We start from the raw sequence: 12,068 nt of genomic DNA, 5'->3' as shown, positions 1-12,068 counted from the left end.
TCCCGATCCCGGCGTTTTCGGGTACATAAGTGTCTGCTCGTGCAGCAACGGGGCCTTATGCTCGTTCTCACGAGTAGGCGGCGCGGCGATTGCGCCCTCCTCTTATGATGGCCGGCGGGTACCGCCGAAACGGGGGGATGTGCATGGGTCTGGGAGACCAACCAGGTGACGGTTTCCAGCCGAGCGAGGAGGACCGGCCGAATCCGCAGACCGGCTCGATACGTTGGCAGGATCCGGCTACGGCTACGCCGCGGCCGCCGACCGTGGCCGAGGCGCGCCAGCGGGACAAGGCCCAGAAGGCACGTGAGGCCGCCGCGCAGTTCGCCGCGCTGCAGGAGCAGAAGGCCCGTGAGCGGTCCGCCAGGAACGGCAAGATCCTGATGGGCTCGGTGGCAGTGGTCGGTGTCGTCGGGGTGATCGCGCTCGGCTACCACCTGCTGCACAAAGAGGAGATCGCGGCGTCGTGCGTCAAGGAGGGCACCAACGAGGTGGTGCCCGATTCGTATTGCTCCAGCGGGCACAGCAGCTCCGGGGGCACCTTCATCTACCTCGGCTCGCCGTACCGGTACTACTACGGCGGCAACAACGGCGGGGTGGGCACCATTGCCCGGGGCGGGACCATCGAACAACCCAAGGGCACCACGGCCAAGACCAAGTCGGGCACGTCGATCTCCCGTGGCGGATTCGGTTCGTCGTCCAGCTACGGCGGAAGCTCGGGCAGCTGAATGCGCCGTCAACGCAGTTCCCCGCGAGCCGGCTGGGAACAGATCGTCGCTGACCAGGGGATGTGTTTCGGAACTCCGGCGCGGGACGCCACCGGCGCCGATCGCCCGTACTGGGACGAATCGGTGCACTACGTCTTCGACATGGACGAGGTGCTCTCGATCGAGGCCTCCGTGGAGGTGCTGCACTCGATGTGCCTGGAGGCCGTCGAGCATGTCGTGCTGACCGGGCGCTACCGCGACTTCGGGCTTCCCGAATGGAGCTGGGAGCATATCGAGAAGTCCTGGCGGCGCAGTGATCCGCACCTGTACGGCCGCTTCGACCTGCGCTACGACGGCCGCCGGCCGCCGGTGCTGCTGGAGTACAACGCGGACACCCCGACCACCCTGCTGGAAGCGGCGATCCTGCAGTGGCACTGGAAGACCGACGTCTACCCGGCCGACGATCAGTGGAACTCGTTGCACGAGAAGCTGGTTGCCCGCTGGGCTGAGATCCGCGACCGCCTCCCTGGGGCGGAGACCTACTTCACCTGGTCGGGGGCCGAGCTCAGTGGTGAGGACCACGTGACCGTGGCCTATCTGCAGGAGTGTGCGGCCGAGGCCGGTCTGCGGACGGTGGGCCTGGCGATCGAGGACATCGGGTTCGACACCGACCTCGACCGGTTCGTCGACCTCGAGGAAGCCCCGATGTCGTCGATCTTCAAGCTCTACCCGTGGGAGTGGATGCTCGATGACGATTTCGGTCGCCGGGCCGTCGAACAGATGCCGGCCACCATGTGGGTCGAACCGCTGTGGAAGACGCTGCTGAGCAACAAGGCGATCCTGGCGGTGCTGTGGGAGATGTACCCCGGGCATCCGAACCTGTTGCCCGCCTATGTCGATGACCCGCACGAGCTGACCGACTACGTGCGCAAACCCAAATTGGGACGTGAGGGCGCCAACATCACGATCGTGGGTGCGGGGTTCGAGACCGAGACCGGCGGCGTGTACGGCGAAGAGGGCTACGTCTACCAGTTGCTCGATCCGCTACCGCAATTCGACGACATGCGGCCCGCGTTGGGCGCCTGGATCGTCGGCGACGAGTCCGCCGGGCTCGGGATCCGCGAGACCTCCGGTCTCGTCACCGACAACGGCGCTGCCTTTGTGCCACACCGTATCCCGCTGTGACCCGGAAGGAATACCTATGACAACCACCCTGGTTGCGCTCGACTCCGATTACTGGTCGGTTCTGGGCCACGGCGTCTCGGCGATCGTGTTGTACACGATTGTCGGTGTGGCACTGATGGTCCTGGGTTTCTACGTGATCGACTGGACCACACCCGGTCCATTGCGGACCTTGGTGCGAGCCGGCCGACCCAATGCGGCCGCGGTAGCGGCCTCCGGCGTGCTGTCGATGGCATTCATCATCGTGCTCGCCATCTACTCTTCGTCGGGCGACCTCATCCAGGGTCTCGTCATGACGCTGGTGTTCGGTCTCTTGGGTATTGCGGCCCAGGCGTTCTCGGTCCGGCTGATCGGCGCGATCAAGGGCATCGACATCGGCATGGTGCTGGCCTCCGAGCGGTTCACGCCACAGGTTCTGGTGGTGACTGCCTCTTACCTGGCTTTCGGGCTGATCGTGGCGGCTGCGATCCTCTAACGTTCCAACGTGCGGCACACCGCGGCGGCCGCGCGGGTCAACGCGGCCGGGCCGTCGCGCAACGCCTGATCCAGCGGAGTGCCCGGCGCGGTGATGGCCACCAGTTTCTCGACACCGTTGGCCAGCAGGACGTCGGCGTCGGGGGCGACGCGGCCGGCGAAGATCACCACCCGGGCACCGGTGCGGGCGGCCAGCCGGGCGACACCGAACGGTGTCTTTCCCAGCATGGTCTGGGCGTCGACGCTGCCCTCGCCGGTGAACACCCAGTCCGCTCCGGCCAGCGCTCGTTCCAAACCCACGGTCTGGGCGATCAGTTCGACACCCGGATCGCATTCGGCGGCAAGGAATTCCATCAGTCCGAAGCCCAGACCGCCGGCGGCACCGGCCCCCGGCTGCTCGGGCCGGGCGTGCCCGAGCGCGGTGCGAGTCACCGCGACGAGCCGGGCCAGCGCGGTCTCGAGAACGTCGACATCGTCGGGTGTGGCCCCCTTCTGCGGGCCGAAAACCGCACTGGCGCCGCCTGTTCCGAGCAGGGGAGCGGTGACGTCGGATGCGATCCGGACGGTCACGCCGGCCAGTCGGGGATCCAGCCCCGAGATGTCGATGTGCTGGAGCCGGGCCAGCGCCGCGCCGCCGGGCGGCAGTGCCGCACCGTCGGTGTCGGTGAAGGACACTCCGAGTGCGGTGAGCATGCCGGCCCCCCCGTCGTTGGTCGCCGAACCGCCGATCCCGATCAGCAATTCGGTTGCGCCGTGATCCAGCGCCGAGATGATGAGCTGTCCGACTCCGAATGTGCCGGCGCGCAGGATGTCCCGGTCCGCGGGCGCCACCAGCTCCAGGCCGGAGGCGCTGGCCATCTCGATCACGGCCAGGCGGCGGGCAGCGACGTAGCCGTAGGTGGCGCGTGCGGGGCGGCCCAGTGGATCGCTCACCTCGACTGTGACACGCTCGCCGCCGAGCGCGTCGACCACGGCGTCGACGGTGCCCTCACCGCCGTCGGCCATGGGCACCCCGACGCATTCGGCGTCGGGGAGCACCGACCGGACGCCTTCGCGCATCGCCGCCACCGCTTGCGACGCGGTCATCGACTCCTTGAAGGAATCCGGGGCCAGAACGATCTTCATCCTGCCGGGACATTACCGACTGCGGGGCCGGTCGGCGCGGCAGAGCGCGCTCATGTCACGGCATGTGCCAACAGCCGCTTGAGTTCGCGGCGCTGCTCGGGGTCGAGGGAGTCGAGCACGTCGTCCTCGGCGGCCAGCACCGCCGCTTCGGCGCGTTTGAGCAATTCGGCGCCCTCGGCGGTCAGTTCGGCCGGCAATGCGCGGCCCGAGTCGACGGTGGCGGGTCTGCGCACCGCGCCGCGGTCCTGAAGTCCGCGCAGCACGTTGTTCATGGCCTGCGGTGAGACGTTGGTATGCCGCGCGAGTTCGGCGTTGGACTGACCGGGGGCCATCGACAGCACTCGCAGGCAGACGAACTCGGGGAGTTTGAGTCCGAGGGGTTGCAGCTGCGCGGCGACCTTGGGTTGCAGCACCGCGACCACGCGATACATCAGGTATCCGAGTGGCTGTTCCTCCAGGACGCCGCCCATATCGGAGTTCATATCAAGCATATTGACACATATCAACCAGGTTGATATACCGGACGTATGACCACTCCAAGCGAAATGTCAGATGCAATGTTCGAATCGGCTTACCGCGGTGAGGCTCCCGAGTTCGCCGGGGTGCGCCCGCCGTGGAGCATCGGCGAACCGCAGCCCGAGATCGCGGCACTGATCGCCGAGGGCAAGTTCCATGGCGACGTGCTCGACGCCGGCTGCGGCGAGGCGGCCACGGCGCTGGACCTCGCCGAGCGCGGATTCACCACGGTCGGACTCGACCAGTCGGCCACCGCCATCGAGTTGGCCCGGGCCGAGGCCGCCAAGCGCGGGCTGACCAACGCGACCTTCGAGGTCGCCGACATCAGCGCGTTCACCGGCTACGACGGCCGCTTCGGGACCATCGTCGACAGCACGCTGTTCCACTCCATGCCGGTGGAACTGCGTGAGGGCTACCAGCAGTCGATCGTGCGGGCCGCCGCGCCCGGCGCCTCCTACTTCGTCCTGGTGTTCGACAAGGGGACGATGGGCGACACCGGCCCCGCCAACCCGGTCACCGAGGACGAACTGCGTGAGGTCGTCGGCAAGTACTGGGTGATCGACGACGTCCGGCCGGCTCGCATCCACGCCCACGTACCAGCGGAATTCGCCAACTTTGCCGATTTCGCCGGAGCCGACATCCGTGACGAGGGCAACGACCGCAAGTCGATCGGCGCCTGGTTGCTTCAGGCCCACCTGGGGTAGTCGCCGGTTGACCTGCGCCCGCCGGCGACACTCCGCCCGCCAAGGCTCCCCGAACTAGGTGTGCTGCCCGCCATAGGGCAGGATAGAGAGGCCGTCCAGGGGTAACCCGGGTGGCTCTCTACATGCGAGGAGTGCCGAGGAGACCGATGGCGGATCCGAATGTCGCCGGCGAGGGCGCAGCACCCATTCGTCCCTTCTATACGAGGGTTCTGCTCAAGCTTGGCGGAGAGATGTTCGGCGGCGGCCAGGTCGGCCTCGACCCCGACGTCGTCCATCAGGTAGCCCGCCAGATCGCCGCGGTGGTGCGCAGCGGCGTCCAGGTCGCGGTCGTCATCGGCGGTGGCAACTTCTTCCGCGGCGCCCAACTGCAGCAGCGCGGCATGGAACGCACGCGCAGCGATTACATGGGCATGCTGGGAACCGTGATGAACAGCCTTGCGCTGCAGGACTTCCTGCAGAAAGAGGGCATCGACACCCGCGTGCAGACCGCCATCACCATGGGGCAGGTCGCCGAGCCCTACATCCCGCTGCGGGCCGTGCGGCACCTGGAAAAGGGCCGCGTCGTCATCTTCGGTGCCGGCATGGGACTTCCGTACTTCTCCACCGACACGACCGCTGCGCAGCGGGCTCTCGAAATCGGGGCCGATGTGGTGCTGATGGCCAAGGCCGTCGACGGCGTCTACACCGCCGACCCGCGCGAGGATCCGAACGCCGAGCTGCTCACCGAGGTCAGCCATCGCGAGGTCATCGATCGCGGCCTACGGGTCGCCGATGCCACCGCCTTCAGTTTGTGTATGGACAACCGGATGCCGATGCTGGTGTTCAACCTGCTCACCGAAGGCAATATCGCCCGCGCGGTGGCGGGTGAGAAGATCGGAACACTGGTCACCACCTAAACGGGAGAAGCCGACGTGATCGACGAAACTCTCTTCGACGCTGAAGAGAAGATGGAAAAGGCCGTAAGTGTGGCCCGTGACGACCTGGCCACCATTCGGACCGGCCGGGCCAACCCGGGCATGTTCTCCCGTATCAACATCGACTACTACGGGGCGATGACGCCGATCACGCAGTTGGCGAGCATCAACGTCCCCGAGGCGCGCATGGTCGTCATCAAGCCGTACGAGGCCTCGCAGCTCAAGGCGATCGAGGACTCGATCCGCAACTCCGACCTCGGGGTCAACCCGACCAACGACGGCAGCATCATCCGGATCGCAATCCCGCAGCTCACCGAGGAGCGTCGCCGCGACCTGGTCAAGCAGGCCAAGTCCAAGGGCGAGGACGCCAAGGTGTCGATCCGCAACATCCGCCGCAAGGCGATGGAAGAGCTCAGCCGCATCAAGAAGGACGGCGAAGCCGGCGAGGACGAGGTCGGCCGGGCCGAGAAGGACCTCGACAAGTCGACCCACACCTACACCAGCCAGATCGATGACCTGGTCAAGCACAAGGAAGGCGAACTGCTGGAGGTCTAGTGGCCGATCAGCAAATACCTTTCGTGACAAACGCACCGGTCGGAGAACCGCAGAAAAAACAGTCCCGGGCCGGCCGTAACCTCCCGGCCGCCATCGCCGTCGGCGTCATCCTCGGCGCCATGGCGATCGGGACCCTCCTGTTCGCGCCGATGTGGTGGCTTCCGTTGCTCGCGGTGGCCATCGCCATCGCCACCCACGAGGTGATCCGGCGGCTGCGCGAACACGGGTACGCATTGCCGGTCATCCCGCTGCTGCTCGGTGGTCAGGCGATGATCTGGCTGACCTGGCCGTACGGAGCCGTGGGTCTGCTGGGCGCCTACGGCGGGACGATCGTCGTCTGCATGGTGTGGCGTCTGGTCGGACAGGGCCTGGACCAGCAACCGGTCAACTATCTACGCGATATCGCCGCCACGATCCTGCTCGCCACGTGGGTGCCGTTGTTCGCGGCCTTCACCGCGTTGCTCATCTTCGCCGACCACGGCGGCGCCCGGGTCTTCACCATCATCGTGACCGTCGTTTTCGCCGACATCGGCGGTTATGTCGCGGGCGTCCTGTTCGGCAAGCACCTGCTGGCGCCGGCGATCAGCCCCAAGAAGTCCTGGGAGGGGCTCGGCGGCTCGCTGCTGTTCGGGATCGCCGCCGCCGTTGTGTCGGTGGCGTTTCTCCTGGACAAACCCGCCTGGGTGGGTGTGCCGCTGGGGCTGCTGCTGGTCATCACCGGCGTGCTGGGCGACCTGGTCGAATCGCAGATCAAGCGTGACCTCGGGATCAAGGACATGGGCACGCTACTGCCCGGCCACGGCGGCATCATGGACCGGATCGACGCGATGCTCCCGTCCGCCGTCGTCGGCTGGATCGTGCTGACGCTGCTGGCGTAGGCCGTGCTCGCTGCGCGTGCCTGATGCGTTCAGCCAGCACGCGAGCGCACCGAGAACCAGTCCGGCGGCGATACCGACGTTCACCCGCTCGCCGAGCATCAACCAGGACAGGACTCCCGCGACAGCCGGGATCACGCAGAACAGCATCGCCACCGCGGAGGCGCCATGCAGATTGATGGCCCGCACATAGAGCGACACCCCGAGGATGGCGTTGAGCAACACCACGCCCGCCACCGCCAGCGCCGCCTTCGTCGCGTCATGGACCTCGAGCGGTGTGCTCAGCGCCAGTGCCAACGCGGGTATGAACGCGACGGCGTTCTGCACCGACGTCGAAGCCCGGAAGTCGACATCAGAGCAGAACCGCTGCTGATAAACCCCGCCGGCCGCCAGGCCGAGCAACGCGACCAACAGGAGCCCGACCGCAGGGTCGATCCCACCCGAGGCGACCAGGCGCGTTGCGCATGCCGCCAACACGGCGGCGACGCCGAGCACCAGGGCGACCACGCGGCGCGGCGTCAACCGGTCACGCAAGAACATCGCTGACAGCAGTGCAGTCGCAACCGGATTCATCGCGATGACAACCGCACACAGCACTGCCGGAGCTCCATGCTGAATCGCGATGTAGAGCGCGCAGAACTGCACGGCCTGCATGAGCAGGCCCGCCACCGCGACGTGAAACAGCTTGCGGCCCGTGGGAAAGCCGACCCGGGCCACCCCGGCCCAGGTGCCGAGGACCAGGCCCGCCAGCCCGAAACGAACCACCAACACCGCCATCGGCGACAAGGCGTGTACAGCCAGGTTCCCGATCGGATAACCCAGGGCGTAGAAGAACGTCACGGTCGTCGCCGTGCGCATCGGCATCGGATTGGGCGGCATGACCCCCATCGTGAGCGAGCCCCGTGCGCGCGGTCCAACGATTATCGGCAATCACAATCGATCGCTGATGCTAATCAATTAGTCGGAATAACTCGGTGAATGGTGGGAAATGCCTGGCTTTTGATCGTAAGCACTGATCGGAGTACGTTGAGCGCATGGGGCAGGTGCTGGACATCGCACCGCTGCGCAGCCTGGTTGCGGTGGCGGACTGTGGCGGGTTTCACCGCGCTGCCGCCGTGTTGCACATGACTCAGTCCGCCGTCAGTCAGCACATGCGGCGCATCGAAGCGGTCGTCGGCGGTCCCGTCGTCGAACGCTCCGGTCGCGGTGTCGCCTTCACCGAGCTGGGGCATCGCGTCCTCGGTCATGCGCGGGGCATCCTCGCCGCGCACGACGCGGCGTTGATCGATCTCGGTGCGGCCGAGGAGCAGGTGCTGTTGATCGGCGCCACCGAACACGGTGCCGACGTCATGCTGCCCGCGCTCACTGCGGCACTCGGTGAGCGGTTGCCCAACTGGCGGCTGCGGTTTCGTCTCGACCGCAACGTGACACTCGCCGACGCCATCGAACACGGTCTTGTCGACCTTGCCGTGATGCTCGATGGCTCCGGAATGGATCCCGCTCACGCCTCCGGAACGCTCGCGCTGAAGTGGGTTTCGGGCCGTAACTTCGCTACTCAGCCGAATGAGCCGTTGCCGGTCGTGATGTTCTCCGAACCGTGCACGTTGCGTGAACCCACATTCGCCACGCTCGACCGGTGCGGGACCGACTACCGCATCGCCGCCGAATCGGCGAACCTGTCCGGCCTGTTCGCAGCGGTGCGTTCCGGCTTGGGCGTGGCACTGCTGCCGATGATCGGCCGCCTGCCCGACGGGTTGTGTCTGGCCGAGGGGCTGCCCCCGGCCAGCCGCGCGTCGGTGTTCGTGCGCGGCCGGGCCGGGGTGGACACCGACGTCCTGGACACCGTCGAGCGCACTGTTCACGACGTTCTCGCCGAACAAGCCTGATACTGGAAAAGACATGAAGCAGGAACTGGTCTTCGAAGCCCCACGACGCGGTATGCCGCCGCGTCACCTTGCCGACCTCGACGAGGACGGCCGTTCTGCTGCCGTCGCCGAGCTGGGTCTGCCGAAATTTCGGGCCAAACAGCTGGCCAACCAGTACTACGGCAGGCTGATCGCCGATCCCACGCAGATGACGGATCTGCCCGCGGCCGTGCGCGACCAGGTGGCCGAGGCGCTTTTCCCGACGCTGATCGATCCGGTGAAGCAGATTCAGTGCGATGCGGGGGAGACCCGCAAGACGCTGTGGCGTGCCGGTGACGGCACGACATTCGAGTCCGTGCTGATGCGCTACCCGCAGCGCAACACGGTGTGCATCTCCTCGCAGGCCGGCTGCGGCATGGCCTGCCCGTTCTGCGCGACCGGCCAGGGCGGCCTGATGCGCAACCTGTCCACGGCCGAGATCCTCGAACAGGTCCGGGCGGCGTCGTCGGCCATGCGGTCCGAACACGACGGACGGCTGTCCAACATCGTCTTCATGGGCATGGGCGAGCCGCTGGCCAACTACAACCGGGTTCTGGCGGCTGTCAAGCGCATCATCGCGCCGCCGCCGAACGGTTTCGGGATCAGTGCGCGGTCGGTGACGGTGTCGACGGTCGGTCTGGCCCCGGCCATCCGGAAACTCGCCGACGAACGCCTCGGCGTCACCCTGGCGGTGTCCCTGCACACCCCCGACGACGAACTACGAGACACCCTGGTGCCGGTGAACAACCGGTGGAGGGTCGACGAGGTGCTCGACGCCGCGCGGTACTACGCCGATGTCACCGGCCGGCGGGTGTCCATCGAGTACGCGCTCATCCGCGACATCAACGATCAGCCCTGGCGTGCAGACCTTCTCGGTAAGAAGCTGCACGCCAAACTGGGGCAGCTGGTGCACGTCAACCTGATCCCGCTCAACCCGACTCCGGGCAGTAAATGGGACGCAAGTCCCAAACCGGTCGAGCGCGAGTTCGTCAAACGCGTCCAGGCCAAGGGCGTCTCGTGCACCGTGCGCGATACCCGAGGGCGTGAGATCGCCGCGGCCTGTGGACAGTTGGCCGCCGAGGGCTGAGTTGCGGCGTTGACTTTGAACTGAGGGTGCAAAAGGTCGAGTAGACGTCTGCGCAGATTCAATGTCAACGTGGGTCGTCAGGGCTAACCCGGCGGGTTGGTGAACCAGAGATTCTCCTCGCGCAGGCTGCGACTGCGCCAGCCGTCGGGCGTGCGCACCAGTTCGTGGTGGTAGTACCCGCCGCATGCGCTCATCTCGGCCATTCCAGGTAGCTGCATGGGGTTGTAGAACATCGCCCGCACGGTCGCGCTGTCCCCATCGCTGTCCAGGATCTCGATGTTGGTGATGTAGTGCATGGTCCACGGAATCACCCCGAAGTTGGCGGCGAACCAGTCGGCCACTTCCTCGCGGCCGCCCACCACGGCGCCCGCCGACGAATAGTCGATGTGGGCATCCTCGGTGAACACCGACCGGTACAGCTCCCAGTCCTTGGAGTCGACAGCCCGGGCGTACCGGTACAGCAGGGCTGAGATGTCGGCATGGTCTCTCACTCGGGCATGCCGATGGTCTTGGACTCGAAGTACTCCTTGAAGCCTTCCTCGCCGTTGCGCCGGCCCAGGCCGCTCTGCTTGGAGCCGCCGAACGGGCTGTTGATACCGAAGTGGCTGCGGCTGTTGATCGTGACGTTGCCGGTCCGGATGCGTCGCGCGATGGCGAAGGCCCGGTCCACGTCACCGGACGAAACCTCCCCGGACAGGCCGTAAATGGAGTTGTTGGCGATCGCCACCGCCTCGTCGTCGGAGTCGTAGGGCGTGACCGTCAGAACGGGGCCGAAGATCTCCTCTTGCGCGACCTGTGAATCGGGGTCGACGTCGGCAAGCAGGGTGGGCTGAGTGTAGTAGCCGGTGGGCAGGTTCTCCGGAACGCCGCCCCCGGTGACCAACCGGGCCCCGGAATCGATTCCGGATTTGATCAGGCCGAGCACTTTCTCGCGTTGCGTGGCGCTGATCTGCGGGCCCTGCATGATGCCCGGCGTCCACGGGTCCCCGACCGGGAAATTCTCCATCGCGCCCTTGAGAAGCGCGATGCCCTCGTCATATCGGCTGCGGGGGAGCAGGATTCGGCTGGGCAGGATGCACGACTGTCCGCTCATGACGCAGGCCATCATCGCCGCGATCGGCAGTGCCGAGTTGAAATCGGCATCGTCGAGCACGATGTGGGCGGACTTGCCGCCCAGCTCGAGCATCGTCTTCTTGACCGTTGAGGCACCGGCGGCCAGGATGGCGCGGCCGGTGGCCGTCGAACCGGTGAAGGTGATCATGTCGACCCGCGGGTCGGCCGACAGCGCGGCACCGACCTCGTTGGCGCCTGCCACGACGACGTTGAACACGCCGGCCGGGATGTCGGTGTGCTCGGCGACGATGCGGCCCAGCTCGGTGCCCGACCACGGCGTGAGCTGCGCGGGCTTGAGCACCACGGTGTTGCCTGCCATCAACGCCGGCACCGTCTCGGCGATGTTCAGGTAGAACGGGACGTTCCACGGGGTGATTGCGCCGACCACACCGACCGGTTCGTAGGCGATCTTGCGGCGCGCCGGACCCAGCTGTGTTTGGTGCACGCCGTTGTCGACGACGTACTCGAAGTTCTTGCCGTGCTCGGCCCAGTGCTTGACCTCGCCGATCGGGTCCTCGATCTGCGAGCCCGTGACCGTGACCGGACAGCCGACCTCGGTGACCAGCACCCGGCGCAACCGCTCCTTCTCGGCCTCCAGCGCGTCGTGCAGCTGCATCAGGCAGTGGTATCGGAAGTCGACGTCGCGGCTCCAGTCCGTCTCGTCGAAAGCGCGGCGCGCGGCGCCCACGGCGCGCTCGATGTCGGCCACCGTGCCGTCGGTCGCCTGGCCGGCCACCTGCTCGGTGGCGGGATGGATGACGTCGAATTTCGCACCACTGCCGGTGTATTGGAGCTCGCCGTCGATGAGCATCCGCTCGTCACCGGCGAGCACGCCCGTGTCGCTCTGCACCTGAGTCATGGGAGACAGCTTTACAAAAATTGCGTGTCGTGTCACCCCTTTGGAAAAAGGATTGA

Annotated in this window: 14 protein-coding genes; 9 read left to right on the top strand and 5 right to left on the bottom strand. The window is 66.6% G+C overall.

Annotated features, from left to right (window positions below; genetic code table 11):
* Positions 1-218 precede the first annotated feature (218 nt).
* The 3 genes from BN2156_RS09565 to BN2156_RS09555 are packed head-to-tail and all read left to right on the top strand — an operon-like array spanning position 219 to position 2,361.
* Positions 219-725, top strand: a complete 507-nt coding sequence (locus BN2156_RS09565; RefSeq protein WP_090515708.1) for a hypothetical protein — start codon at positions 219-221, stop codon at positions 723-725.
* Positions 726-1,889: a glutathionylspermidine synthase family protein gene (locus BN2156_RS09560; protein ID WP_090512792.1), complete on the top strand. Its 1,164-nt coding sequence runs from the start codon at positions 726-728 to the stop codon at positions 1,887-1,889.
* A 16-nt stretch (positions 1,890-1,905) separates the two neighbouring features.
* Positions 1,906-2,361, top strand: coding sequence for a DUF350 domain-containing protein (locus BN2156_RS09555; RefSeq protein ID WP_090512789.1), 456 nt, complete (start codon positions 1,906-1,908; stop codon positions 2,359-2,361).
* Here BN2156_RS09555 and BN2156_RS09550 read toward each other — a convergent pair.
* Both BN2156_RS09550 and BN2156_RS09545 read right to left on the bottom strand, forming a co-directional pair.
* Positions 2,358-3,485: a glycerate kinase gene (locus BN2156_RS09550; protein ID WP_090512786.1), complete on the bottom strand. Its 1,128-nt coding sequence runs from the start codon at positions 3,483-3,485 to the stop codon at positions 2,358-2,360. The genes BN2156_RS09555 and BN2156_RS09550 overlap by 4 nt on opposite strands.
* Positions 3,486-3,535: 50 nt before the next feature.
* Positions 3,536-3,967, bottom strand: a complete 432-nt coding sequence (locus BN2156_RS09545) for a MarR family winged helix-turn-helix transcriptional regulator (RefSeq protein ID WP_090512784.1) — start codon at positions 3,965-3,967, stop codon at positions 3,536-3,538.
* 45 nt (positions 3,968-4,012) lie between these two features.
* On the opposite strand from BN2156_RS09545, the gene BN2156_RS09540 reads away from it, so the two are divergent.
* The 4 genes from BN2156_RS09540 (at position 4,013) to BN2156_RS09525 (ending at position 7,052) form a co-directional block, all read left to right on the top strand.
* Positions 4,013-4,705, top strand: a complete 693-nt coding sequence (locus tag BN2156_RS09540; RefSeq protein ID WP_090512781.1) for a class I SAM-dependent methyltransferase — start codon at positions 4,013-4,015, stop codon at positions 4,703-4,705.
* Between the two features lie 146 nt (positions 4,706-4,851).
* Positions 4,852-5,601, top strand: coding sequence for a UMP kinase (gene pyrH, locus BN2156_RS09535; RefSeq protein ID WP_090512779.1), 750 nt, complete (start codon positions 4,852-4,854; stop codon positions 5,599-5,601).
* A gap of 15 nt (positions 5,602-5,616) precedes the next feature.
* On the top strand, positions 5,617-6,174 hold the full coding sequence (gene frr, locus BN2156_RS09530) for a ribosome recycling factor (RefSeq protein ID WP_090512776.1): 558 nt from the start codon (positions 5,617-5,619) through the stop codon (positions 6,172-6,174).
* 23 nt (positions 6,175-6,197) lie between these two features.
* Positions 6,198-7,052 (top strand): phosphatidate cytidylyltransferase, encoded by an 855-nt coding sequence (locus BN2156_RS09525; RefSeq protein ID WP_407661652.1) that lies wholly within the window; start codon positions 6,198-6,200, stop codon positions 7,050-7,052.
* Here the strand turns inward: BN2156_RS09525 and BN2156_RS09520 are convergent.
* On the bottom strand, positions 6,960-7,937 hold the full coding sequence (locus BN2156_RS09520) for a DMT family transporter (RefSeq protein ID WP_407661651.1): 978 nt from the start codon (positions 7,935-7,937) through the stop codon (positions 6,960-6,962). The two genes, BN2156_RS09525 and BN2156_RS09520, sit on opposite strands and share 93 nt — an antisense overlap.
* 146 nt (positions 7,938-8,083) lie before the next feature.
* Here BN2156_RS09520 and BN2156_RS09515 point away from each other — a divergent pair, with 146 nt between their 5' ends.
* Together BN2156_RS09515 and rlmN are read left to right on the top strand one after the other, a co-directional pair.
* Entirely contained in the window at positions 8,084-8,935 is an 852-nt protein-coding gene (locus tag BN2156_RS09515; protein WP_090512773.1) for a LysR family transcriptional regulator, read from the top strand.
* Positions 8,936-8,948: 13 nt separating this feature from the next.
* Positions 8,949-10,040 carry a dual-specificity RNA methyltransferase RlmN gene (gene rlmN, locus BN2156_RS09510; protein WP_090512771.1) on the top strand — a complete coding sequence of 364 codons (1,092 nt, stop codon included), beginning with the start codon at positions 8,949-8,951 and terminating at the stop codon, positions 10,038-10,040.
* A gap of 83 nt (positions 10,041-10,123) precedes the next feature.
* On the opposite strand, the gene BN2156_RS09505 is transcribed toward rlmN, so the two are convergent.
* The gene (locus BN2156_RS09505; RefSeq protein WP_090512767.1) at positions 10,124-10,531 is read right to left on the bottom strand and encodes a nuclear transport factor 2 family protein; all 408 of its coding nucleotides are present in this window, start codon (positions 10,529-10,531) and stop codon (positions 10,124-10,126) included.
* The gene (locus tag BN2156_RS09500; protein WP_090512764.1) at positions 10,528-12,012 is read right to left on the bottom strand and encodes an aldehyde dehydrogenase family protein; all 1,485 of its coding nucleotides are present in this window, start codon (positions 12,010-12,012) and stop codon (positions 10,528-10,530) included. Before BN2156_RS09500 ends, BN2156_RS09505 begins: the two co-directional genes overlap by 4 nt.
* Positions 12,013-12,068 lie beyond the last annotated feature (56 nt).

The organism is Mycolicibacterium neworleansense, assembly GCF_001245615.1.
In the GTDB taxonomy this organism is placed as follows: Bacteria; Actinomycetota; Actinomycetes; order Mycobacteriales; family Mycobacteriaceae; genus Mycobacterium; species Mycobacterium neworleansense.
The sequence above is the reverse complement of the archived record's forward strand: the minus strand, read 5'-3'. Positions and strand labels throughout refer to the sequence as shown.

Bases quoted from the DNA above. Each gene is read 5' to 3' on its own strand.
- pyrH (WP_090512779.1), top strand. From the start codon at position 4,852: ATGGCGGATCCGAATGTCGCCGGCGAGGGCGCAGCACCCATTCGTCCC.
- BN2156_RS09555 (WP_090512789.1), top strand. From the start codon at position 1,906: ATGACAACCACCCTGGTTGCGCTCGACTCCGATTACTGGTCGGTTCTG.
- BN2156_RS09520 (WP_407661651.1), bottom strand. From the start codon at position 7,937: ATGGGGGTCATGCCGCCCAATCCGATGCCGATGCGCACGGCGACGACC.
- BN2156_RS09500 (WP_090512764.1), bottom strand. From the start codon at position 12,012: ATGACTCAGGTGCAGAGCGACACGGGCGTGCTCGCCGGTGACGAGCGG.
- BN2156_RS09545 (WP_090512784.1), bottom strand. From the start codon at position 3,967: ATGAACTCCGATATGGGCGGCGTCCTGGAGGAACAGCCACTCGGATAC.
- BN2156_RS09540 (WP_090512781.1), top strand. From the start codon at position 4,013: ATGACCACTCCAAGCGAAATGTCAGATGCAATGTTCGAATCGGCTTAC.
- BN2156_RS09515 (WP_090512773.1), top strand. From the start codon at position 8,084: ATGGGGCAGGTGCTGGACATCGCACCGCTGCGCAGCCTGGTTGCGGTG.
- BN2156_RS09560 (WP_090512792.1), top strand. From the start codon at position 726: ATGCGCCGTCAACGCAGTTCCCCGCGAGCCGGCTGGGAACAGATCGTC.
- rlmN (WP_090512771.1), top strand. From the start codon at position 8,949: ATGAAGCAGGAACTGGTCTTCGAAGCCCCACGACGCGGTATGCCGCCG.
- BN2156_RS09550 (WP_090512786.1), bottom strand. From the start codon at position 3,485: ATGAAGATCGTTCTGGCCCCGGATTCCTTCAAGGAGTCGATGACCGCG.